Source organism: Sphingomonas sp. 2R-10 (assembly GCF_030062225.1).
Classification (GTDB): domain Bacteria; phylum Pseudomonadota; class Alphaproteobacteria; order Sphingomonadales; family Sphingomonadaceae; genus Sphingomonas.
This window is the reverse complement of sequence record NZ_JASCXF010000001.1, coordinates 50,132-72,494: the sequence shown is the minus strand read 5'-3', so window position 1 is coordinate 72,494 and position 22,363 is coordinate 50,132. Positions and strand designations below refer to the sequence as shown.

19 protein-coding genes are annotated in these 22,363 nt (G+C 68.9%); 12 read left to right on the top strand and 7 right to left on the bottom strand.

The features are described from left to right. Nucleotides 1-7 precede the first annotated feature (7 nt). Both QLH51_RS00315 and QLH51_RS00310 read left to right on the top strand, forming a co-directional pair. The gene (locus QLH51_RS00315) at nucleotides 8-367 is read left to right on the top strand and encodes a hypothetical protein (RefSeq protein ID WP_125654948.1); all 360 of its coding nucleotides are present in this window, start codon (nucleotides 8-10) and stop codon (nucleotides 365-367) included. 65 nt (nucleotides 368-432) lie between these two features. Continuing rightward, nucleotides 433-705, top strand: a complete 273-nt coding sequence (locus QLH51_RS00310) for a hypothetical protein (protein ID WP_125654950.1) — start codon at nucleotides 433-435, stop codon at nucleotides 703-705. Nucleotides 706-869: 164 nt separating this feature from the next. Here the strand turns inward: QLH51_RS00310 and QLH51_RS00305 are convergent, their stop codons facing one another. Further along, the gene (locus tag QLH51_RS00305) at nucleotides 870-1,385 is read right to left on the bottom strand and encodes a YciE/YciF ferroxidase family protein (protein ID WP_125654952.1); all 516 of its coding nucleotides are present in this window, start codon (nucleotides 1,383-1,385) and stop codon (nucleotides 870-872) included. Between the two features lie 72 nt (nucleotides 1,386-1,457). Then, nucleotides 1,458-2,240, bottom strand: coding sequence for a histidinol-phosphatase (gene hisN / locus QLH51_RS00300; protein WP_125654954.1), 783 nt, complete (start codon nucleotides 2,238-2,240; stop codon nucleotides 1,458-1,460). Nucleotides 2,241-2,341: 101 nt separating this feature from the next. Here hisN and QLH51_RS00295 point away from each other — a divergent pair, with 101 nt between their 5' ends. The 3 genes from QLH51_RS00295 (at nucleotide 2,342) to QLH51_RS00285 (ending at nucleotide 5,217) form a co-directional block, all read left to right on the top strand. Then, nucleotides 2,342-3,349 carry a phospholipase A gene (locus QLH51_RS00295; protein WP_125654956.1) on the top strand — a complete coding sequence of 336 codons (1,008 nt, stop codon included), beginning with the start codon at nucleotides 2,342-2,344 and terminating at the stop codon, nucleotides 3,347-3,349. Nucleotides 3,350-3,417: 68 nt separating this feature from the next. Further along, entirely contained in the window at nucleotides 3,418-3,969 is a 552-nt protein-coding gene (locus QLH51_RS00290) for a peroxiredoxin (RefSeq protein WP_125654958.1), read from the top strand. Between the two features lie 120 nt (nucleotides 3,970-4,089). Then, a complete protein-coding gene (locus QLH51_RS00285) occupies nucleotides 4,090-5,217 on the top strand; it encodes a GGDEF domain-containing protein (protein WP_125654960.1) in 1,128 nt (375 codons plus the stop codon). Between the two features lie 343 nt (nucleotides 5,218-5,560). Here QLH51_RS00285 and QLH51_RS00280 read toward each other — a convergent pair whose 3' ends face one another. After that, entirely contained in the window at nucleotides 5,561-7,186 is a 1,626-nt protein-coding gene (locus QLH51_RS00280; protein WP_125654962.1) for an NAD(P)/FAD-dependent oxidoreductase, read from the bottom strand. Nucleotides 7,187-7,267: 81 nt separating this feature from the next. On the opposite strand from QLH51_RS00280, the gene QLH51_RS00275 reads away from it, so the two are divergent. Continuing rightward, complete coding sequence (locus QLH51_RS00275; protein ID WP_125654964.1) at nucleotides 7,268-9,664, top strand: DUF3772 domain-containing protein; 2,397 nt, start codon at nucleotides 7,268-7,270, stop codon at nucleotides 9,662-9,664. Further along, nucleotides 9,661-10,413 carry a dienelactone hydrolase family protein gene (locus tag QLH51_RS00270; RefSeq protein WP_125654966.1) on the top strand — a complete coding sequence of 251 codons (753 nt, stop codon included), beginning with the start codon at nucleotides 9,661-9,663 and terminating at the stop codon, nucleotides 10,411-10,413. The genes QLH51_RS00275 and QLH51_RS00270 overlap by 4 nt, the downstream gene beginning before the upstream one ends. A 298-nt stretch (nucleotides 10,414-10,711) precedes the next feature. Here the strand turns inward: QLH51_RS00270 and QLH51_RS00265 are convergent, their stop codons facing one another. Beyond that, on the bottom strand, nucleotides 10,712-11,134 hold the full coding sequence (locus QLH51_RS00265; RefSeq protein WP_125654968.1) for a CoA-binding protein: 423 nt from the start codon (nucleotides 11,132-11,134) through the stop codon (nucleotides 10,712-10,714). Nucleotide 11,135: 1 nt separating this feature from the next. After that, nucleotides 11,136-12,107: an Mrp/NBP35 family ATP-binding protein gene (locus QLH51_RS00260; RefSeq protein ID WP_125654970.1), complete on the bottom strand. Its 972-nt coding sequence runs from the start codon at nucleotides 12,105-12,107 to the stop codon at nucleotides 11,136-11,138. 69 nt (nucleotides 12,108-12,176) lie between these two features. Between QLH51_RS00260 and hflK the strand changes: the two genes are divergently transcribed. From hflK to QLH51_RS00235, 5 genes are all read left to right on the top strand, one after another. Beyond that, complete coding sequence (hflK, locus tag QLH51_RS00255; protein WP_125654972.1) at nucleotides 12,177-13,328, top strand: protease modulator HflK; 1,152 nt, start codon at nucleotides 12,177-12,179, stop codon at nucleotides 13,326-13,328. After that, complete coding sequence (gene hflC, locus QLH51_RS00250; protein WP_125654974.1) at nucleotides 13,325-14,194, top strand: protease modulator HflC; 870 nt, start codon at nucleotides 13,325-13,327, stop codon at nucleotides 14,192-14,194. The genes hflK and hflC overlap by 4 nt, the downstream gene beginning before the upstream one ends. Nucleotides 14,195-14,287: 93 nt before the next feature. Continuing rightward, nucleotides 14,288-15,817, top strand: a complete 1,530-nt coding sequence (locus QLH51_RS00245; RefSeq protein WP_125654976.1) for a Do family serine endopeptidase — start codon at nucleotides 14,288-14,290, stop codon at nucleotides 15,815-15,817. A 111-nt stretch (nucleotides 15,818-15,928) separates the two neighbouring features. Continuing rightward, nucleotides 15,929-17,596 (top strand): helicase HerA-like domain-containing protein, encoded by a 1,668-nt coding sequence (locus QLH51_RS00240; protein ID WP_125654978.1) that lies wholly within the window; start codon nucleotides 15,929-15,931, stop codon nucleotides 17,594-17,596. A 6-nt stretch (nucleotides 17,597-17,602) separates the two neighbouring features. Then, a complete protein-coding gene (locus QLH51_RS00235; RefSeq protein WP_125654980.1) occupies nucleotides 17,603-18,529 on the top strand; it encodes a helix-turn-helix domain-containing protein in 927 nt (308 codons plus the stop codon). 154 nt (nucleotides 18,530-18,683) lie between these two features. Here the strand turns inward: QLH51_RS00235 and QLH51_RS00230 are convergent, their stop codons facing one another. After that, a complete protein-coding gene (locus QLH51_RS00230; protein ID WP_125654982.1) occupies nucleotides 18,684-19,964 on the bottom strand; it encodes a glycoside hydrolase family 130 protein in 1,281 nt (426 codons plus the stop codon). A gap of 37 nt (nucleotides 19,965-20,001) precedes the next feature. After that, nucleotides 20,002-22,269 carry a glycosyltransferase family 4 protein gene (locus QLH51_RS00225; RefSeq protein ID WP_125654984.1) on the bottom strand — a complete coding sequence of 756 codons (2,268 nt, stop codon included), beginning with the start codon at nucleotides 22,267-22,269 and terminating at the stop codon, nucleotides 20,002-20,004. Between the last annotated feature and the right edge of the window lie 94 nt (nucleotides 22,270-22,363).

Sequence of the window (22,363 nt, the reverse complement as noted above, 5' to 3'; positions counted from 1 at the left end):
CACAGGCATGACGGCATGGATGCTGCTATTGGCGATGGCGCAGGACGCGACCGCCGCGACGGCGATGATCGCCCGCGCCCGTGCGGCGACGCAGGTCGTCCAGCCGTGCCGCAGCGATGCCGAGGCCGACGAGATCGTGGTATGCGCGGCGCGGAACGCCGACCGTTACCGCGCGCCGCTGGTCCTGCCGCCGGTCGAGGGCGATCCGAAGGCGGTCGACGCGGCGGGCGAGCGCGAACGGTTGCTGGCGGTGCCGACGGCGTCGTGCGGCACGGGAGCGTTCCTGCAAGGCTGCGGCTTCGTCGGCGTCACCGGCTCGACCAGACGCGGCGGGACCGTCGGCCGGGCGCGGCCGCTGGCGCGGTAACCGCCGGGCAACCTATGGCGGGCAGGATCGTTCGGAACGAACGGTACTTGCAGGGGGGAAGCCTTATGTCCGCACTGTTGCTGCTGCTGATGGTGCAGGCGGCGCCCGCGCCGACGAAGCTGGGGGTCGCCGATCCGGTAAATTGCGTGCTGACGCCGCGCGCCCTGGGCTGCCCCGAACGGCGCAGCGAGCGTTTCCGGCTGGGCGACGACGACGAACCGGCGTTCGATCGCAAGGCGGACGGGCTGAAGCAGGACGGCCGGCAATGCGGGCTGCTGGGGTCGCAACAATATTGCACCCGCAAGCCGCGCACGATCCTGTCGGCGCCGACGGGATAGGGTTTGATCCATCCGTATGGAAACGGGCGTTATCCCGGCGAAGACCGGGATCTCCCGGTGGTAGCGCGCAGCAGGAGCCGATGGAGACCCCAGCCTTCGCTGGGGTGACGTTTCCATGTTGCATGCACAAGAACGGGGCGGCACCACGCCGCCCCGCCCGGGCGTTACGCCTCGGCCAGTTCGGCCTGCGCATTGACCTTGTGCTCGGCCATCGTCGTCAGCTTTTCGTCGGTCGCGCGTTCCTCGGCCAGCGTTTCGGCGAGCAGCGCGGCGCAATCCTCGCGGCCCAGCTGGCGCGCCCATGCGATCAGCGTGCCGTAGCGCGTGATCTCATAATGCTCGACCGCCTGCGCCGAGGCGATCAGCGCCGCGTCGAGCACCTTCTTGTCGGCGATCTCGCCCGCGACCTCGTTCGCTTCTTTGATAATGCCGTCGATCGCCGGGCAGGTCACCGCCTTCTTGGTCGCGCCATGCAGCTGGAACACCTGCTCCAGCCGGCGGATCTGGCCTTCGGTCTCGCCCAGATGCTGTTCGAACCCGGCCTTCAGCTCGGGATCGGTCGCCTTCTCGATCATCCTGGGTAGCGCCTTGAGGATCTGGTTCTCGGCGTAATAGACGTCCTGCAACTGGTGGACGAACAGGTCGTCGAGCGTCGCGATGTCCTTGGAAAACAGTCCCATGGGTATTCCTTCGCTTGATGGGTGACGTGCATCCCCAACGATGCGCACCCGCCCCGGTTGCGAAGAAAATGGTCAGTGGTCGCGACACCCGAGCAGTTCGACGACATCCTCGAGTCGCGCCGCATCGCCCAGCGCGATGACCTCGCCGATGCTGCCGGCGTGGAGCGGGTCGCCCGACCAGTCGCTCATCGTGCCGCCCGCCCCCTCGACCACCGGCACCAGCGCGGCGAAATCGTGGAGCTTCAGCCCGGCCTCGACCACCAGGTCGATATGGCCCGACGCGAGCGTGCCATAGGAATAGCAGTCGCCGCCCAGCACGGTCGACTGCACCTTCGCCTCGACATGTTCGAACCCGTGGAGCTGGCCGTCGTCGAACAGCGCCGGGCTGGTCGTCGCCAGCAGCGCATCGGCAAGGGTGCGGCAGCGGCGGGTCCGTGCCGGCTGGCCGTTGAAGGTCGTCGCCCGCCCGACCGCGCCGACCCAGCGCTCGTGCAGGATCGGCTGGTCGATGACGCCCAGCACCGGCCAGCCATCCTCGACCAGCGCGATCAGCGTGCCGAAGATCGGCCGGCCGGCGATGAACGACCGCGTGCCGTCGATCGGGTCGAGCACCCACACGCGGCCGCTGGTCCCCTCGCGCACGCCATATTCCTCGCCCTGAATGCCGTCCGCCGGGCGTTCGCGTTCGAGGATGCGGCGCATCGCCGCCTCCGCCTCGCGGTCGGCAAGGGTGACGGGCGAGGCGTCGTCCTTGATCTCGAGGCCAAGGCTGTTGCGGAAGCGCGGGCGGATCGCCGCGCCGGCGGCATCGGCCAGCAGGGCGGCAAGGGTCAGGTCGGCGGCGGTGACGGGCATGAGCGGGCCTCTGGCTGGGGATCGGCGTCAGATAGGCGGAGCGACCGCCAAAGCGCAAACGATGCTCGCGATCGTCGCGAATGGCTGGCACATGCAGGGGCATGATCGCCCTCGCCCTGCTGCTCGCCGCGCAACCGCAACTGCGCATCGTCGCCGAACCGCCGGCCTCCGCCGCCGCTGCCGAGGCGGGGGTGAGCGTCTTCGTGCTGAACGAAGGGACGACGCCCGCCGACGCCGAACCGAGAGCGATGGAGGTGGTGACCGCCGATCGCGCCACGCTCCGGATCGAGCCGGTCGACGCCGCCCCGACCCGGATCGCGCCGGGCGGCTTCGCGAAGCTGCGCTATCGCATCGTTCCGGTGCAGCAGGCCGCGACCGGCGCGCCGGTTCGGCCGACACCGGCGGGCGAGACGCAGGTCGCCACCGCGCAGGGGAGCCGGGCGGGGCTGCTCGACCGCTTCGAGGCGCACGAGCCGATCTATGGCGCGTTCGGGACGGGATCGGACGGGGCGAAGCTGCAGGTCAGCCTCGCCTTCCGCCCGTTCGACGGGGCGGGGCTGCTCGACGATGTGCGCCTTGCGTGGACGCAGACGATGTTCTGGGCGATCGACCGGTCGTCGGGGCCGTTCCGCAGCACCAACTACAGCCCCGAGGTCTATTATCAGCGCCGCGTCACCGACCGGATCGTGGCGGGCGGCGGCTATGCGCATGATTCGAACGGGCGCGATGCCGGGTCGATCGACGTGAACCGCCTCTTCGCCGCGGTGACCTACACGCTGCCGGTCGGCGATGGCTGGCAGGTGGAGGCGACGCCCAGGCTGTGGACCTATGTCGGCACCGGCTATCGCGACCTCGACCGGTATTGGGGCAACATGTCGCTGGGGGCGGCGATCGGGCAGGTCGACGGGCTGCGCGTCGCCGCGACGCTGCGCAACCCGACCGGACAGCGGCGGGCGGGCGAGCTGTACCTGTCCTATCCGCTGGCGCGAATCGGGGCGGGCACCGGCTTCTACCTCTTCGGACAGGCGTTCACCGGCTATGGCGAGGCGATCGACGATTACGCGCTGCGCAGTTCGTCGGCGCGGCTGGGGATCGCCTTTACCCGTTGACGTACATCCGCTGGCGCGGGTCACCGAAGCTGGTAGGGTGCGGCGACTTTCGATCTAAGGAACCGCCGATGCGTATCGCCCTGTTCGCCGCCGCCCTGACCCTGCCGTTCGCCGCCCCGCTGTCCGCCGCGCTGGCACCGGGGGCACGGGCACCCGATTTCACCACCCGGGCGGCGATCGGGGGCAAGGCGTTCACGCTCAACCTGCGCTCGCAGCTGCGCAAGGGGCCGGTGGTCCTGTACTTCTTCCCGGCGGCGTTCACCGGCGGCTGCAATGCCGAAGCGAAGGCGTTCGCCGACGCGGTCGACGACTTCAAGGCGGCGGGTGCGACCGTGATCGGCATGTCCGCCGACGGAATCGACAAATTGCAGGAATTTTCCAAGGCCCATTGTGCGGGCCGCTTCGCCGTCGCCAGCGCCACGCCGCGCGTGATCGAGGGGTTCGACGTGGCGCTGAACCGGCCGGCGGGCACCGATGGCAAGGCACGCACCATGACCACCCGCACCAGCTATGTCATTGACCGGACGGGACGGATCGCGTTCGTCCATTCGGACATGAACCCGGCGGACCATGTGCGGACCACGCTGGCGGCGGTGCGCGGGCTCGCCGCCCCCCGCTGACCGCCGTCCGCCAATCGTGGATGGGGGATTAACGTCGTCGCAACGCGATTTTAGCACTCGCGGGATTAGTCCGGCGTCATCAACCTGTGCGGGGCGCGCAGAAGGGCGGCGGAGGACGGCGTGTATATCGAAAAGATCGGCGAGGGGCAGGTATCGGTCGCGGGCGGCCTGATCCACGCGATCCTCGCCTTTCTCGAGGACCAGCGGCTGGAGCCGACGCCGCTCAACTACAGCTTTGCCTATGCCGTGATGCACGATCCGGCGGGGCCGCTGGCGCAGGAGGTCGCGCGGCGGACCGATGGCGGCATCCGCCTGACCAGCGGCGAGGTCGAGGCGCTGGGCATCCTGATCGAGGGGGCGGCTCATGCACCGGTAACCGTGGCATCGACGATCCAGCCCGATCCCTTCCCGCCGGTCGTCGCCATGCTGGTCGATCCCGCCCGCCCGGCCGAACCGGTCGATCCGGCGGTGGAGGCCGCCGCGGTCGCCGCGGCGCTGGTGGTCGAAACCCGGCGGCAGGTCGCCGGGTTCGAGACGATGGTATCGGCGATGCGCAGCGAAACGCGCGATTTCGGTCGCGATCTCGCGGCGAGCGAAGACGCGCTGCGCCGGTCGGCACCCGCCGCCGGCACCGACATTCCCGGCTCCGAACTGGCGCGGATCGCCGCGGCGATGCGCGCCCGGGTCGAGATCGCCGAGGCGCGACTGGAACAGGCGACGCGCGAGGCGAGCGACCTGCGCCGCCAGCTGGCCGAGGCGCACGACGATGCCCGGCGCGACCCGCTGACCGCCCTGCCCAACCGTCGCGCGTTCGAGGAAGCGCTCGACAACCGCGAGGACGGACCGTTCCATGTCGCGATGTGCGACGTCGACCATTTCAAGACGGTCAACGACCAGCACGGCCATCCGGTCGGCGACCGGGTGCTCAAGGCGATCGCCGGCACGCTGGCGCGCGAATGCGCGGGGCATCTGGTCGCGCGATATGGCGGCGAGGAATTCGCGCTGCTGCTGGGCGGAATCGACGCCGCCGACGCGCAGGCGCTGCTCGAACAGGCGCGGCGGGCGGTCGGCGAGCGGCGCTATCGGCTGCGCGAAAGCGATACGCTGATCCAGGGCATCACCCTGTCGGCCGGACTGGTGACGATCCTGCCCGGCGAAGCGCTGCGCGATGCGATCGCCCGTGCCGATGCGCTGCTGTATGCGGCGAAGCGGCAGGGACGCGACCGGATGATTGGCGAAATTTGCTGATCCGTGGTGGTTCGTACCGGTAAATCTTACCAATCCGGATATCTCCGGTTTGAAAATGCCTGTTAAAACACAAACTTAATCAACTGGCACGCCCCCTGCAAAGCTCCTGGCATAGCCGGCGAGATGGTTCGCACGGTAACAGGGAGTGACCCCATGATCCGTACCCCAGCCCTTCGCCAGCATGTCGCCGCCGTTTTCGGGGCACTGTTCGTTTCCGCCGTCCTGCTGTCGGCCGCCGCGCCGGTCATGCCGATCGCCTGATGCGTCGGGGTTGTTCGAAAACGCACGAAAGCGCGAGTTCGGGTGCCGCGCAATCCGTCTCGACGCATCTGCGAACGGCCGTTCAGGCCGCGATCATGGCGCGGGCCGCCGCCTCGGCGACCTTGATCCCGTCGACCGCCGCCGACAGGATGCCGCCGGCATAGCCCGCGCCTTCGCCCGCAGGAAACAGGTTGGCGGTATTGATGCTCTGGAAATCCTCGCCGCGCGTGATGCGCACCGGGGACGACGTCCGGGTCTCGACGCCGGTCATCACCGCATCCGGATGGTCGTAGCCCGGGATCGTCCGCCCGAACGCGACCAGCGCCTCGCGCATCGCCGTAACCGCGAATTCCGGCAGGCAGGTGCCGAGGTCGGTCGGGTGTACGCCGGGGCGGTAGGACGGGATCACGCTGCGCAAAGCCGTCGAGGGCCGGCCGGCGAGGAAGTCGCCGACGAGCTGCGCCGGCGCGTGGTAGTCGCCGCCGCCCGCGACATAGGCGCGCTCTTCCCAATGGCGCTGGAACGCGATGCCGGCCAGCGGATGGCCGGGATAGTCGCGCGCCGGGTCGATGCCGACGACGATGCCGGAATTGGCGTTGCGTTCGTTGCGCGAATACTGGCTCATGCCGTTGGTCGCGACGCGGCCGGGTTCGGAGGTCGCGGCGACGACGGTGCCGCCGGGACACATGCAGAAGCTGTAGACGGTGCGCTGGTTGGCGCAGTGGTGCGACAGCGTATAGGCCGCCGCCCCGAGGTCGGGATGGCCGGCGCACGCGCCGAAGCGGGCGTTGTCGATCCAGCTTTGCGGATGTTCGACCCGCACCCCGATCGAGAACGGCTTCGCCTCCAGCGCGACGCCGCGGTCGTGGAGCATGTGGAACGTGTCGCGTGCGCTGTGCCCCAGCGCCAGCACGACCGGACCGTCCGCCGCCAGCGTCTCGCCGGTCGACAGCCTCAGCCCGGTCAACCGCCGCGTACCGTCGGCGCGCTCCTCCAGTTCCAGATCGTCGACCCGGTGCGAGAAGCGATATTCGCCGCCCAGTTCCTCGACGGTCGCGCGCATCGATTCGACCATCTGCACGAGGCGGAAGGTGCCGATATGCGGATGCGCCTCGGTCAGGATTTCCGGCGGCGCGCCGGCCTTCACGAATTCGGTCAGCACCTTGCGGCCCAGATGGCGCGGATCCTTGATCTGGCTCCACAGCTTGCCGTCGGAAAAGGTGCCGGCACCCCCTTCGCCGAACTGCACGTTCGATTCGGGGTTCAGCTCGCTGCGGCGCCACAGGCCCCACGTGTCCTGCGTTCGTTCGCGCACCACCTTGCCGCGGTCGAGGATGATCGGGCGAAACCCCATCTGCGCGAGGATGAGGCCGGCGAACAGCCCGCACGGGCCGGCGCCGACGACGATCGGGCGCGGGCCGGCATAGTCGGCCGGCATCTTCGCGACGAGGCGGTAACCGGTATCGGGCGTCGGCCCGACATTGCGGTCGCGGCGGGTGCGGGCGAGCACCTGCCCCTCGTTCTTCACCGTCACGTCGACCGAATAGACGAGCTGGATATCGTCCTTGTCGCGGGCATCGTGCGCGCGGCGCGCGATGGTGTAGCGGACGAGGTCGCGCGGGGTGATCCGCAACCGTTCGCGGATCGCGGCCGCCAGCGCTTCCTCGGGATGGTTCAGCGGCAATTTCAGTTCGGCGATACGAAGCATCGCCTCCTGTAACGCCGGTCCGGGCGGATCGCCATGGGGGCGATTCTTGTCGTCGTAGTCGAAGCACGATAGGCGGGGGCGATGATCCGGTCGCTGCTCCGTAGCCTGTCGTCGCTGCTGCTGATCGTGGCGGCGGTTCCCGCCTTCGCGCAGGCGGGCGGCGCGCCCGACCAGGCCGCGCAGCTCGACAAGGCGACCAGCGAGCTGGGGCTGGTCGACGGCGCGCTGGACGCGCGGCTGGAACGCGGGCAGCGCGACGACCTGCGCAGCCGGGCGCAGGCGGTGCGCGCGACGACGCTCGACGCCGCGCAGCAGCTGACCGGCGACCTCGCGCGGATCGATGCGCGGCTGGCGCAGCTGGGCCCGGCGGCGTCGGGCGAGGACCCGGCGATCCGCGACGAGCGCACCGCGCTGGCGAGGCAGCGCACCGCGCTGGATTCGGCGACCAAGCGTGCCAAGCTGCTGTCGGTCGAGGCCCAGCAGCTGATCGACGAGATTCAGGAGGGGCAGGCGGCCGAGCTGAGCCAGAAATGGTTCGGGCGCGGCAATTCGCCGCTGACCCCGGCGTTCTGGAGCGCGATCCTGCGCGCCGTGCCGCGCGACGTCCACCGCGTCGAACGCTTCGTCGCCGCCGGGGTCGACGCGATCGGCGGCGCCGCGCCGGGGCGGATATGGCCCGCGCTGCTGGGCTTCGCGGTTGCGATCCTGTTGCTGGGGCCGGCGCGGCTGGCGGCGGGGCGGGCGGCGCAGCGGCTGCTGATCGAGGGTGCGCCGGGCCGCCGGGTGCGGCGTTCGGCCAACGCGCTGGGCCGGGTGGTGGTCGGCACGCTGGCGCCGCCGCTGGCCGCCGCGGCGCTGCTGACCGGGCTGCGCTGGGCGGGGTGGGTCGCGCCGGGCTGGGACATGATGCTGAACCAGTGGTGGGTGGCGGTCGGCATCGCCGCCTTTTCCAGCTCGGTGCTGGGCGCGGTGCTGATGCGCGGCAGTCCCAGCTGGAGGATCGCGCCGATCGGCGATGCCGTGGCCAGCCGGTTGCGGCCCTATTCGTTCCTGCTCGCGCTGCTGGCGGGGGCGGCCATCGCGCTCGATGCCGCCAATGTCGCGATCGGGACCAGCGCCGCCGCGCGTGCCGCCACCGCCGCGCTGGAGGCGCTGGCGCATATCCTGCTGATCGCCGGCGGCCTGTTCGCGCTGGGCCGGATGCGCGCCGAGGCGAATACGGCCGACGATGCCCCGGCGCAGACCGGGCTGGCGGCGATCACGCTGTTCGCGTGGGGCATTGCCGGGGTCGCGCTGCTGGCGCTGGCGGCGGGCTATATCGGGTTCAGCCTGTCGGTCGGGCAGATGGCGGCGTGGACGCTGGTGCTGGGCGCGGCGGTCTATATCGTGCTGGTCGCGATCGACGACGTGGCGACGTCGGTGTTCGAACGCGGCAGCCGGCTGGGGCAGGCGCTGACCCGGGGGCTGGGGCTGCGCGGCGGGACGGTCGACCAGTTCGGGGTGCTGCTGTCGGGCGTGCTGCGCGTGCTGCTGGCGGTGCTGGCGCTGGCGCTGTGGCTGTTGCCGCTGGGGGGCAGCGGCGTCGCCGACATGTTCACCCGGCTGGGCGATCTGGCGCGCGGGGTGCAGGTCGGCGGGGTGACGATCTCGCCCGGCGCGATCCTGCGCTCGGTCGCGGTGCTGGCGATCGGGCTGACGCTGGTGCGCGCGTTCATGCGCTGGCTGGAGGGGCGGTATCTGCCCGCGACCGACCTCGACGGCAGCGGGCGCAATTCGGTCAGCCTCGTCGCGCGCTATGTCGGGATCGCGCTGGCGGTGATCTGGGCATTGGCGTCGCTCGGCATCGGGATCGAACGGATCGCGCTGCTGCTGTCCGCATTGTCGGTCGGCATCGGCTTCGGGTTGCAGGCGATCACGCAGAATTTCGTGTCGGGCCTGATCCTGCTGGCGGAACGGCCGATCAAGATCGGCGACCTGATCCGCGTCGGCACCGACGAGGGCGACGTGAAGCGCATCAGCGTGCGATCGACCGAGATCACGCTGGCCGATCATTCGACGCTGATCGTGCCCAATTCGGAACTCATCACGAAGTCGGTGCTGAACAAGACGCTGGCCAGTCCGCTGGGGCGTATCCAGATCCAGTTCTCGGTGCCGCTGGGGACCGATGCCGCGCGGGTGCGGCAGCTGGTGCTCGACGCCTTCGCCCGCGAGGAGGCGGTGCTGGCCGATCCGGCGCCGTCGGCGTTCGTCGACGCGATCACCGACGGCAAGATCGCGTTCAACTGCTTCGCGCATGTCGCGTCGCCGCGCGCCGCCTATGGCGCGCGCAGCAACATCCTGCTCGAACTACTCACCCGGTTCCGCGACGGGGGGATCGAGATGGGCACGGTGCCGCAGCGGCTGGAGCTGGTGACGTCGCCGGGCGATCCGGTTCCGCCCTTGCCGGCTGCACCGGCGCCCGGCACAGGGCAGCCATGATCCTGCACGCGCACGAATTCACCGACCTGCCCGCCGCGACAAGTGGCGTGATGCGCACCCACGTCTTTCGCCCGGTCGCGGAAGGCCGGTTTCCGGGCGTGGTGCTGTATTCCGAAATCTATCAGGTGACCGCGCCGATCCGGCGGCTGGCGGCGTTCATCGCCGGGCACGGCTATGTCGTGGCGGTGCCCGAGGTGTATCATGAATATGAAGCGCCGGGGACGGTGCTGGCCTATGACAAGGACGGCACCGATCGCGGCAACGACCTGAAGTTCACCAAACCGGTGGCCGGGTTCGATGCCGACGCGACGCGGGTGATCGACTGGCTGACGGCGCATCCGGCGTGTTCGGGGCGGATCGGGGTGGCGGGCGTGTGTCTCGGCGGGCATCTCGCCTTTCGCGCGGCGCTCGATCGGCGGGTCCTGGCGGCGGCCTGCTTCTATCCGACCGACATTCATTCGGGGACGCTGGGCGCGGGTCGCTCCGACGACAGTTTGTCGCGCATCGGGGAGATCGGTGCCGAGATGCTGTTCGTGTGGGGGCGGCAGGACCCGCATGTGCCCTATGCCGGGCGGGAAGCCATTCGGGCTGCGCTGGAGGCGGCGGGGACCAGCTACGCATGGCACGAGGTGAATGCGCAGCATGCGTTTCTGCGCGACGAGGGGCCGCGCTATGACCCGGCGTTGTTTGTGACGGCGACAGGGTGGATGCTGGCGTTGTTCGCGCGGGTGCTGGGCGGGCGGGTTTGAGGCGGTCCCAGTCATCTGCTCCGTTTGCTTCGAGCCTGTCGAGAACCGAAGTCGAGAAGTAGTTGCCCCAAAGGCCCCGTTCTCGACTGCCGCTTCTCGACAAGCTCGAAGCTGCTCGAACCAAACGGATCGAAATCAGTTTTGGATTCCCCAAACCGTTCGTCCTGAGTAGCCATTGAGCTTGTCGAAAGGGCGTATCGAAGGACCGTGGGTGACCCGGTGCTTCGATACGGGTCTTCGACTGCGCTCAGCCCCTACTCAGCACGAACGGTGGGGTATCAGGGATAGCCTCCTTATCCTACCCGACCGCCGCGACGCCCAGCCGCGGGATTTCGATCTTCGGGCAGCGGTCCATCACCACCTGCAACCCCACCGCCTCGGCGCGTTCGGCGGCGGCTTCGTTGACGACGCCCAGCTGCATCCACACCGCCTTCGCCCCCGCCGCGATCGCGGCGTCGACGACCTCGCCGGCGGCGGCGGAGTTGCGGAAAATGTCGACGATGTCGATCGGCTCCCCGATCTGGTCGAGGTCGCGAAAGACGAATTCGCCGTGGAGATGCTCGCCGGTGATCTGCGGATTGACCGGGATCACGCGGTAGCCCTGCGACTGGAGGAACGCCATCACGCCGTAAGAGGCGCGGTCGGGGCGGTCCGAGGCGCCGACCAGCGCGATGGTGCGCGCTTGCGTCAGCAGGGTGCGGATGCCGTCATCGTCCAGCATGTCAGTTCCTCGTCAGCCAGTCGCCGACCTTCGCGGCGATCGACATGAACGGATCGGCGTCGGCACCGTTCCCGGCGGCGGGCGGCACGCCGGCGTCGGAGGCGGTGCGGATCGCCAGCGTCAGCGGCACGCGGCCGAGGAACGGGATGCCGAGCGCCTGCGCCTTCGCCTCCGCGCCGCCATTGCCGAACGGGTCGGACGCCTCGCCGCAATGGGGGCAGACATAGCCGGCCATGTTCTCGACCAGTCCAATGATCGGCACGCCGGCCTTCACGAACAGGTCGATCGCGCGGGTGGCGTCGATCAGCGCGAGATCCTGCGGCGTCGATACGATCACCGCGCCGGCGGGGCGGTGTTTCTGCATCATGGTGAGCTGCACGTCGCCGGTGCCCGGCGGCATGTCGACGACCAGCGTGTCGGCGCCCTGCCAATGCGCGTCGACCAGCTGGGTCAGCGCGCCGGCCGCCATCGGCCCGCGCCATGCGATCGCCTGTCCCGCCGGCACCAGCTGTCCCATCGACAGCAGCGGCACGCCGTACGGGGTGGCGACCGGCACCAGTTTCTTGTCGTGCGCCTCGGCCTTGATCCCCTCGACGCCCAGCAGGCGCGGTTGCGAGGGGCCGTAGATGTCGGCGTCGACCATCCCGACCTTGCGTCCCGATCGGGCCAGCGCGATGGCGAGGTTGGCCGACAGCGTCGATTTGCCGACCCCGCCCTTGCCGCTGGCCACCGCGACGATGCGCTGTGCGACGCGCTCGCTGGTCTGGGCGATGCGCACGGTGGCGATGCCGGGAGCGGCGGCGGCGGCGGCGCGGACATCGGCCTCCAGCGCGTCGCGCGCGGCGGGCGGCAGGCCGTTGACGTCGAGGATGATGCTCGCCTGGTCGCCGGTCACGCGCGCCGTGGCGCGCCCGGCGGCGACGGGGCCAAGCAGCGCATCGAGCGCGGCGGCGGGGTTCGAAGCGGAAGCCATGGCGGCGATGTAGCGTCGCCCAAGCGCGTTACCACTGTAAAACGGACGGATGCCCCCTATAAAGGATAGATGCGATGGATCATGGGGCGGCGCGTGCGCGCGCAGGTGCTGGGGATGAGCGACAAGGGCCCATGGGGCGGCGGCGGCGATTCCGGGAACGGGTCGGGCGGTGGCGGGGGCGATGACGGCCCGCGCAACCCGTGGTCGATGCCGCCCGCGGGCAAGCGGGGCAAGATCGGCGGATCGACCTCGCTCGACGATTTCCTGAAGCGGGCGCGCACCGGCGGGCCCGGCGGCGGGCCGTCGTTTCCGGCCAATGCCGGGCGGCTGTGGCTGGCCGCGGTGGCGGCGCTGGTGCTGGTGTGGATCGCCTTCACCAGCTTCCATTCGATCGGCCCGCAGGAACGCGGCGTCGTGACCATGTTCGGAAAATATGCCGGCACGCTCAATCCCGGCATCCAGTTCACCCTGCCCGCACCCATCATGCGCGTGCAGGTGGAGGATGTGCAGAACACCCGGACCGAAGGCTTTCCGGCAAGCGGCAACCAGGCGAACCTGATGCTGACCGGCGACCAGAACATCGTCGACCTCGCCTATTCGGTGCGCTGGAACATCAAGTCGCCGGAAGATTACGTGTTCGAGATCAAGAACCCGCAGGAAACCGTCCGCGCCGTCGCCGAGAGCGCGATGCGCGCGGCGGTGGCGAGCAAGACGCTGACCGAGGCGATCGGATCGGGACGCGGCGAGATCGAGAGCGACGTGCAGGTGCGGATGCAGACCCTGCTCGACGAATATCAGTCGGGCGTGCGCGTGCTGGGCGTCAGCATCCAGAAGGCGGCGGCCCCGGCCGAGGTCGACGACGCGTTCAAGGCGGTGACGGCGGCGCAGCAGGAGGCGCAGTCGAACCTCAACACCTCGCGCGGCTATGCGCAGCAGGTGATCGCGCGGGCACAGGGCGACGCGACCGAATTCGACAAGCTGTACGAACAATATCGCCTGGCGCCCGACGTCACCCGGCGGCGGCTTTATTACGAGACCATGGAGCAGGTGTTGAACCGCGCCGACAAGACGATCGTCCAGCCCGGCGTGCAGGCCTATCTGCCGCTGCCCGAAGTGCGCCGCCAGCAACAGGCGACGCCCGAACCGGAGGCGCCGGCCCCGGCGCCACAGGCACAGGGTTCGCAGCCCCAGACCTCGCAGGCAGCGGGAGCGGCACGATGAACCGTACGCTACGCAATCCGATGGGGATCGGCATCGCCCTGCTGGTGCTGGTCATCCTGTTGTTCAGTACCGTGGTGATCGTGCCGGAAACGCGGCAGGCGGTGATCCTGCGCTTCCAGAAGCCGGTCGGCATCCTCAACCCCTATCGCGCCGACCAGCCGTTCGGGCGGACCGGGGCGGGACTGGTCGCGAAGATCCCGTTCCTCGACCGGGTGGTGTGGATCGACAAGCGCGTGCTCGACATCGAGCTGAACAACCAGCCGGTGCTGTCGACCGACCAGCTGCGGCTGGAGGTCGACGCCTTTGCCCGGTTCCGCATCGTCGATCCGTTGCAGGCGGTGATTTCCACCGGTTCGACCGCGAATACCGAGGAGCGCGTCGCCAACCAGCTCGAACCGCTGCTGTCGTCGGCGCTGCGCGCCGAACTGGGCCGGCGGACGTTCGCGTCGCTGCTCACTCCCGAACGCGGTGCGGTGATGGACAATATCCAGAATGCGCTGCAGCGGACCGCGCGGCAATATGGCGCGGAAATCGTCGACGTGCGGATCAAGCATGCCGACCTGCCCGATGGCAGCCCGCTGCAATCGGCGCTGACGCGGATGCGCTCGGCGCGCGAACAGGAGGCGGCGACGATCCGGGCGCAGGGGCAGCGCGACGCACAGGTCGTACGCGCCAATGCCGAGGCGGAAGCCGCGCGCATCTATGCCGCGAGCTTTGGCAAGGACGCCGATTTCTATGCGTTCTGGCGGGCGATGCAGTCGTATCGCACCACCTTTGCCGGGGCGCCGGGACAGGGCGGATCGACGTCGATCATCCTGTCGCCGGAGAACGGGTATCTGCGCGAATTCGGTGGCCGGGAACGCTGAGGCGCTTCCGGACATTCAATCCGCGTTCAGCAACGTAGTGGCAGGTTCGCCCCCGAAGGGGTTGTGAGCCAAATTCGAGAGGACCATCCAACCGTGCGTTACGCCTACGCCATTACATCCGCACTTTTGCTGGGCGGCGCTGCCGCCACCCTGACGCTCAACCCGTCGGATGCGCAGACCGCGCAGAACGAGCCGGGCGCGATCAATGCGATCTCCGCGCCGCGCGCGGGCGCGCCGATGAGCTTTGCCGACATGGTCGCGCGGCTGTCGCCGGCGGTCGTCAACATCTCGACCACGCAGCGCATCACCGTGGCGCAGCAGGCCAATCCGTTCTCGGGCACGCCGTTCGAACAGTTCTTCGGCGGTCGCGGCGGCGGCGGCGGTGCGGCCCCGCGCACGCAGGAGGCGCAGTCGCTGGGGTCGGGATTCCTGATCTCCAACGACGGCTATATCGTCACCAACAACCATGTCGTGTCGGCCGGTGCGGAAGGCGCGACGGTCGAATCGATCACGGTCACGCTGGCCGACCAGAAGGAATACAAGGCGCGGCTGATCGGGCGCGACGAACTGTCCGACCTTGCGGTGCTCAAGATCGACGGCGCGAACTTCCCGTACGTGCGCTTCGGCGATTCGCGCCAGACCCGCGTCGGCGACTGGATCCTGACGATCGGCAACCCGCTGGGCCAGTCGGGCACGGTCACCGCCGGCATCGTCTCCGCGCTGAACCGCGTCGGGCAGGGTCCGTACGACCGCTTCATCCAGACCGATGCCGCGATCAACCGCGGCAATTCGGGCGGCCCGATGTTCGACATGCAGGGCAACGTCATCGGCATCAATTCGCAGATCCTGTCGCCGACCGGCGGCAATATCGGCATCGGCTTCGCGATTCCCGCCGAACAGGCCAAGCCGATCGTCGACAAGCTGATGAAGGGGCAGTCGGTCTCGCGCGGCTATCTGGGCCTGACGCAGCAGGAGATTACCGCCGACATCGCCGCCGCGCTGAACATCACCAAGGATCGCGGCGCGCTGGTCAACGGCGTGTCGCCGGGCGAGCCGGCGGCGCGTGCCGGCGTCCGTCCGGGCGACGTCATCCTGACCGTCAACGGCAAGGAGATCACCGCCCAGCAGTCGCTGACCTATCTGGTCGGCAACGAGGCGCCGGGCAGCCGCGTCACGCTGGACGTGCTGCGCGACGGCAAGCGGCAGCAGATCCCCGTCACGCTGGGTACGCGTCCGACCAACGACCAGCTGGCGGCGCAGAACGAGCGGTTCGATCCCGATACCGCGCCGACGACGCCGCGGGCGACCACCAACCTGGCGGCGACCGCCGGGCTGGTCGTGCAGCCGCTGACCCCGCAGATCGCGCGGCAGCTGCGGCTCGATTCGACCATCCGCGGCGTCGTCGTCGCCGATGTCGATCCCAACAGCGACGCGGCGACCAAGGGGCTGCGCCGTGGCGTTGTGATCCAGAGCGTCAACCGCCAGCCGGTCACGACCGAAGCCGAACTGATCCGTGCGATCCAGCAGGCACGCGCGAGTGGTGCCAAGCAGGTGCTGATATACGCACAGCTGCCCGGATCGCCATTCGCCCAGTTCGTGCCGATCGGCATCGAGGCCAAGTAACGACAGCAACGAGGGCGGTGGAAATTCCACCGCCCTTTTTCCTGCGTCCGCTGCGAAGATTGCCTGTACCTGAAACCCGGTCCATATCCCGTGCATGATCTGGGACAGGCCATGACCGACACCGAACTCTTCCTCGGCGCTACCGCAGACGGCCTCCGCCAGTCGCTGGTGCTGAAACGTGCCAATCGCCACGGGTTGATCGCGGGCGCGACCGGTACCGGCAAGACCGTGACGTTGCAGGGGCTGGCCGAGAATTTCTCCGCCGCCGGGGTGCCGGTGTTCGTGGCGGACGTGAAGGGCGACCTGTCGGGCATCGCCATGGCGGGCAGCGCGACGGCCAAGGCGCACGCCGCCTTTGCAGAGCGGGCCGCGGCGATCGGTGACGGCGACTGGCAATATCGCGACACGCCGGTCGTGTTCTGGGACCTGTTCGGCGAGAGCGGCCATCCGATCCGGGCGACGGTGTCGGAAATGGGGCCGCTGCTGCTGGCGCGGATGCTCAACCTGAACGACGTGCAGGAAGGGGTGCTCAACATCGCCTTCCACGTCGCCGACGCGGACGGGCTGCTGCTGCTCGACCTCGACGATCTTCAGGCGATGCTGGCGCATTGCGCCGAGCGCGCCGACGAACTGACCACCAGATACGGCAATGTCGGCAAGCAGTCGGTCGGCGCGATCCAGCGCGCGCTGTTGCAGTTGCGGACGCAGGGGGGCGACCGCTTCTTCGGCGAACCGGCGCTCGACCTCGCCGATTTCATGCGGGTCGCCGATGACGGGCGCGGCATCGTGTCGGTGCTCGCCGCCGACAAGCTGATGGCGTCGCCGCAGCTCTACGCCACCTTCCTGTTGTGGCTGCTGTCCGAATTGTTCGAGACGCTGCCCGAGGTGGGCGATCCCGACAAGCCGAAGCTCGTCTTCTTCTTCGACGAGGCGCATCTGCTGTTCGACGATGCGTCGGACGCCCTGGTCGACAAGGTCGAACAGGTCGTGCGGCTGATCCGGTCGAAGGGGGTCGGCATCTATTTCGTGACGCAGAACCCGATCGACATTCCCGATGCGATCGCCGGGCAGCTTGGCAACCGGGTGCAGCACGCGCTGCGCGCGTTTACGCCCAAGGAAGCGCGCGCGATCAGGGCCGCCGCCGAAACCTTTCGCCCCAATCCGAAGCTGGACGTCGCGCAGGCGATCACCGAGTTGAAGACCGGCGAGGCGCTGGTGTCGGTGTTGCAGGCCGACGGATCGCCGAGCCCGGTCGAACGCACGCTGATCCGCCCGCCGCGGTCGCGCGTCGGGCCGGTCACCCCGGTCGAGCGCGGCGTGCTTACCCAGACCGACGCGATCGGCGAGCGCTACGACACCGCGATCGACCGCGAATCGGCGGCCGAACTGCTGGGTGCCAAGGCCGAGGAAGCCGCCGCTGCCGCTGCCGCCGCCAGGGCGCAGGTCGCGGCGGACAAGGAGGCGGCGCTCCGGGCGAGGGAAGACGCGCGCGCCGCCAAGGAGGCCGAGCGCCAGCGCCTTGCCGAACAGCGTGACGCCGACCGGGCGAGGCGCGAGGACGAAAAGGCGGCGCGTGCCGCCGAACGCGAGGCGGCGAACAATCCGTGGAGCCGCGCCACCCAGTCGGCGACGCGGTCGGCCGGGTCGGCGGTCGGGCGGATCGTCGTCAACGAGATCGGCAAGCAGGTGTTCGGCACGACGCGCGGCGGCCGGGCGAAGGGTGGCGGAGTCGTCGGCGGGCTGCTGCGCGGCGTGCTGGGCGGATTGTTCCGCGGGTAGCACGGCGTGACGATCCAGCATGTAACCGGCGGGACCGAGACGCCCGGCATCCCGCGCACGCTGTTCGCGATGCCGCCGGGCATGGCGATCCGCTACGACCAGCCCGATGCGCGGCTGGCCGATTACATCACCGGCTATCACCTCTATGCCGCCAGCGGGCCGGCGGCGACGGGACTGGAGAACTGGTTCCTGCCGGGCACCGCCAATGTCCGCGTGACGCTGGACGCCGGGCCGATCGCGGTGTCGATCGGGCGCTTCACATGCGAATCCCTTCCGCAGGCCAGTCTGTTCGGGCCGACCAGCCATGCGATCCACACTGTCACGAACGGCGGGGTGATGATCGGGTTCGGCATCAGTGCGCTGGGCTGGTCGCGATTCTTCGACGGCGGGGCGGATCGCCATGCCGACCGGATCGTGCCGCTCGACGATGCGGCGCCGGGGTTCGGGCAGCGGCTGGTCGCGACGCTGTCGGCGGTGCGCGACGAACGGGGGGTGAAGCCGACGCTCGACCGGTTCCTGCTGGACGAGATCGGTCCGCCCTCCGCGGACGAGGAGCAGATCCGGGCGATCGCGCGGCTGGTGACCGACGACACCCCCGATGCGATCGCCGAGGTGGCGGAACGCTGGGGGATGTCGCCCGAGCGGCTGCGGCGACTGTGCAAGCGGCATTTCGGCTTCGTGCCCAAGACGCTGCTGATCCGGTCGCGCTTCCTGCGTTCGCTGGTGCCGCTGATCGAGGCGAAGGGCGAGATCGACTATTCGAACATCGATCCGGGCTATGTCAGCGCATCGCACTTCCTGCGCGATGCCCATGCCGTGCTGGGGACGACGCCGCGCCGGTTCCTGCATGCGCAGACCGAGTTCCTGGTGGCGAGCCTGCGGGCGCGGGCGGCGGTGCTGGGCAGCGCGACGCAGGCGTTGCACCGGTTGTAGGGGCGAGTTCTTACCTTCTGTCCACAAACGTCATTCCAGCGCAGGCTGGAATCTCCCGTGGCAGGCAGACCGCCCTTGCAACGGGGATATCCCAGCCTGCGCTGGGATGACGTGCGTTGCAATGGAAGGGACGGCGTGACCCGCTCGCCCCGCGTCACATCGCCGCCAGCAGCGCCTCGATCGTGACGAAGGCGAAGGCTACCGAGCTGTCTGCCACGCCATAGGGAATGAATATGCGGTCGCCGTGGCGCAGCGCGCCGCATGAATAGACGACGTTGGGGACGTAGCCCTCGCGGTCCTCGTTCGCCGCCGCGAGGATCGGTTCGCGGGTGCGGCCGATCACCCTCGACGGATCGTCCTTGTCGAGCAGCACCGCGCCGATCGCATATTTGCGCATCGCGCCGACGCCATGGGTCAGCAGCAGCCAGCCCTGGTCGATCTCGATCGGCGGGCCGCAATTGCCGATCTGCACCAGCTCCCACGGATAGACGGGCTTGAGCAGCAGCTCGCCCTCGTCCCAATGGGTCAGCGTGTCGGATTTGATGAGGAACAGGTTTTCGCCGTCCTGCCGGCCGATCATCATGTACTGGCCGTTCACCTTGCGCGGGAACAGGCCCATGCCCTTGTTCCGCGCGGCGCTGCCAGTCATCGGGACGAGGTCGAACGCGCGGAAGTCGCGGGTGCGCAGCAGCTCCGACTGGATCATCGAGCCATTATAGGCGGTGTAGGTGCCGAGCCATTCGGACGTGCCGTCGTCATGGGTGAAGTGGACGAGGCGCATGTCCTCCAGCCCCTTCGACTGCGCCTGCGTGATCGGGAAGATCACCGTGCCCGACAGCGTCGAATCGCGGTGGCGGAAGACGGTGACCTCGCCCTCGGGCGCCTCGTCCTCCTCGCCGATCGCGTCGGCGGCGGTGGCGAAGGGCGGCTCGGGCGCCAGCACCAGTTCGTTCTCGTCGGTGATGATGCCTTCGCGGAAGGCGACCGACGAGATATGCCCTTCGCCGACCGCGCGCAGCGACATCAGGATGCGCAGGGATCCGTCGGGCATGCCGGTCTGGTCGAAATGCGGCACCGCGCTGGGGTTCATCAGCGCGGCGGCGGCATAGCTGTATTCGTGGCAGAAATAGGCACCGATCAGCTGGCGCTTCTCGTCGCTGATCGTGCTGCCGTCGAGGCCGAGCACCGTCTCGATCTCGTCATAGCGGGTCATGAACACGCGGCGCGTCTGCCAATGGCGCGCCTCGAAGTCCTTGAGCACGGTTTCGAGCTGGGCGCGGGTTTCCTGGGCCGACATGGCCAGCACTTCGCCCACCAGCCGTTCGGTCCGGCTGGGGGCCGAACCGTTGCGCTGCCATGCGATATGAAACGGGCGCACCACCACGCGCGAAGGGTCGGCGTAGAGCCGCATGGGGTGGTTGTAGATATCCAGCATTCGCGCGTCCAATAGTCCCGGCAAATGCCGCGGCCGGTCAGGCCACGGCGCGGCGCGGGTCTGCCACGGATGCGCGTCCCTTTGAAAGGGCGGAAATCGCACAGGACGCCAATTGCAGCGCCAGAATCGACTCCGCCCCCTGATTGCGGTTCAATCCGGTGGGCATCAGCCCGTCGAAACAGCCGCCGTCGCCGACCGTCGCCAGCGGCAGGTCGAGATCGTTGGCGCCGAGATACCAGTTATACGCCTTGATCGCCTCGTCGCGCCAGCGGACGTCGCCGGTCGCTTCCCATGCGGCGGCGCAGGTTTCGACGGTCGCCTGTGCCTCCAGCGGCTGCTGGTCGAAGGGCAGCGGCTCGGCATAGGGGCGGCCGAAGCTCTCGGTCCCGACCGCGCGGAAACGGCCCTCGGGCGAGGTCTGGCGCTCGACGATCCAGTCGAGCGTGTCGAGCCCGACCTGCAGGAAATCGTCGCGCCCGAGCGCCTTGCCCGCACGGATCATCGCTTCGGGCAGGCGGGCATTGTCATAGGCCAGCACGATTTCGAACCAGCGCCATTCGGGCCGCCGCGCGGCATCCAGCAGCGTCACCAGTTCGTCGCCGAAGCGGGTCGCGATCTCGGTCGAGAGCGCATGGCCGGGATTGATGTCGAGCATCGCGACGGCGCCCAGCATCGCAAAGGCGCGCGCGCGCGGGCTGCCGAGGTCGAGCGCGATCGATGCGGTCTGTTCGTACAGCGACATCGCCCAGTCGCGGTGCTTGCGCGACTGCGCATCGCGCGCGGTGATCGCCAGCGCCCACAGCGTACGGCCGTTGGAATCCTCCGACCCCTCGTCCTCGCACCAGGTACGGTCGAAATTCATGAAGTTGCGGAAGCGGCGGCGATCGGGGTTCCACGCATATTGCAGGAACGAGGCGTAGATCGTCGTCCACTTGTCGCGCAGGACGGGATCGATATCCTCGATCTGCGACATCAGGATCAGCGCGCGGGCATTGTCGTCGATGCAATAGCCGTGGCGACGATCGGGCACCGAATAGATCGAATGCTGCAACATGCCGGTCGCGTCGCTCATCCGTTCGACGGCGGCGAAATCGGGCTTGAGCGCGGTCAGGTCGGTGCCGGGGCGCACCCGCCGGGGGCGGGTGGCCACCGCCTGCACGATTTCGGTCATCGCCGCGTGAGCAAGGCACGGGAACAGCATCGTCCGGCCGCGGGCATAGGCGCGCGATGCCAGCGTGTTGCGGCGTGCGTCATTGCCCAGCAGGTCGACGATCTCGCGCGCGAAGGCGGCGGCATCGCCGAAGTCGACGATCACCCCGTGCCCGTCGGCAAGGATTTCGGTCGCATGGACATAGGGGGTCGATACCACGACCTTGCCCACGCCCACCGCATAGGACAGCGTGCCCGACGTGATCTGCGCCGGGTTGCTGTACGGCGTGACGTACAGGTCGGCCGCCTGGAGATAGTCGAGCAGTTCGTCCTGTTCGACGAAACCGTCGAGGAAACAGACATTGTCGGCGACGCCCAGTTCGGCGGCCTGCGCCTTCAGCCGGTCGCGATACGCCTCGCCCTCATGCGCTACCAGATGCGGATGGGTCGCGCCCAGTACGACGTAGAGCGCGTCGGGGTGCGATGCGGCGACGGTCGGCATCGCCTCGATCATCGTTTCGATCCCCTTGTTCGGGGCAAGCAGGCCGAAGGTCAGGATGACCGGGCGATCGGTCCAGCCGAAGCGGCCCTTCATCGATCCGGGTTCGACGAACGGGCGGTCGTGGACGCCGTGCGGGATCGTCACGATCTTGCGCGCGTCGGTGCCATGGACGCGCATCAGGATCTCGCGGCCCTTGTCGGCCATCACGATCACCTTCGCGGCGCGGCGCAGCAACGCTTCGAGCACGCGACGCTCGTCGGCATTGGGATGTTCGAGGATGGTGTGCAGCGTGATGACGACGGGGACGTTCACCCGGTCGAGCAACGCGACGATATGTTCGCCCGCCGACCCGCCATAGATGCCGTATTCGTGCTGCACCCACACCGCCTGCGCACCGCTCGCCTCGATCCGGCGGGCGGCGTCGAGATAGGCGATGCGATCGTCCTGCGCGATGGCATGGGTGACTTCGGGCGGATAGGCATAGGCGCCGGGGCGGTCGTCCATCGCATAGACGTCGACGGCAAGATCGGGGTAACGATCGCGCAGCGCATTGAACGTGTCGGTGGTGAAGGTCGCGAGCCCGCACTTGCGAGGCAGGAAATTACCGATCAGCGCGATGCGATCGAGCGATTCCGAGGCGACCGTCCGGTCCATCTGCGTTCCTTTTGTGGCGTTGCGGGAACGACCGGCAAAGCGCGGTGTCCGCAAATGGAAACATTTCGACACGCTGAATGGTTGCAATAATTGT

Excerpts from the sequence above, each read along its gene's own strand:
- QLH51_RS00260 (WP_125654970.1), bottom strand. The coding sequence starts at position 12,107 with ATGGCTTCCGCTTCGAACCCCGCCGCCGCGCTCGATGCGCTGCTTGGC.
- QLH51_RS00275 (WP_125654964.1), top strand. The coding sequence starts at position 7,268 with ATGATCCGGTCGCTGCTCCGTAGCCTGTCGTCGCTGCTGCTGATCGTG.
- hflC (WP_125654974.1), top strand. The coding sequence starts at position 13,325 with ATGAACCGTACGCTACGCAATCCGATGGGGATCGGCATCGCCCTGCTG.
- QLH51_RS00290 (WP_125654958.1), top strand. The coding sequence starts at position 3,418 with ATGCGTATCGCCCTGTTCGCCGCCGCCCTGACCCTGCCGTTCGCCGCC.
- QLH51_RS00230 (WP_125654982.1), bottom strand. The coding sequence starts at position 19,964 with ATGCTGGATATCTACAACCACCCCATGCGGCTCTACGCCGACCCTTCG.
- QLH51_RS00270 (WP_125654966.1), top strand. The coding sequence starts at position 9,661 with ATGATCCTGCACGCGCACGAATTCACCGACCTGCCCGCCGCGACAAGT.
- QLH51_RS00295 (WP_125654956.1), top strand. The coding sequence starts at position 2,342 with ATGATCGCCCTCGCCCTGCTGCTCGCCGCGCAACCGCAACTGCGCATC.
- QLH51_RS00305 (WP_125654952.1), bottom strand. The coding sequence starts at position 1,385 with ATGGGACTGTTTTCCAAGGACATCGCGACGCTCGACGACCTGTTCGTC.
- QLH51_RS00280 (WP_125654962.1), bottom strand. The coding sequence starts at position 7,186 with ATGCTTCGTATCGCCGAACTGAAATTGCCGCTGAACCATCCCGAGGAA.
- hflK (WP_125654972.1), top strand. The coding sequence starts at position 12,177 with ATGCGATGGATCATGGGGCGGCGCGTGCGCGCGCAGGTGCTGGGGATG.
- QLH51_RS00240 (WP_125654978.1), top strand. The coding sequence starts at position 15,929 with ATGACCGACACCGAACTCTTCCTCGGCGCTACCGCAGACGGCCTCCGC.
- hisN (WP_125654954.1), bottom strand. The coding sequence starts at position 2,240 with ATGCCCGTCACCGCCGCCGACCTGACCCTTGCCGCCCTGCTGGCCGAT.
- QLH51_RS00315 (WP_125654948.1), top strand. The coding sequence starts at position 8 with ATGACGGCATGGATGCTGCTATTGGCGATGGCGCAGGACGCGACCGCC.
- QLH51_RS00265 (WP_125654968.1), bottom strand. The coding sequence starts at position 11,134 with ATGCTGGACGATGACGGCATCCGCACCCTGCTGACGCAAGCGCGCACC.
- QLH51_RS00225 (WP_125654984.1), bottom strand. The coding sequence starts at position 22,269 with ATGGACCGGACGGTCGCCTCGGAATCGCTCGATCGCATCGCGCTGATC.
- QLH51_RS00310 (WP_125654950.1), top strand. The coding sequence starts at position 433 with ATGTCCGCACTGTTGCTGCTGCTGATGGTGCAGGCGGCGCCCGCGCCG.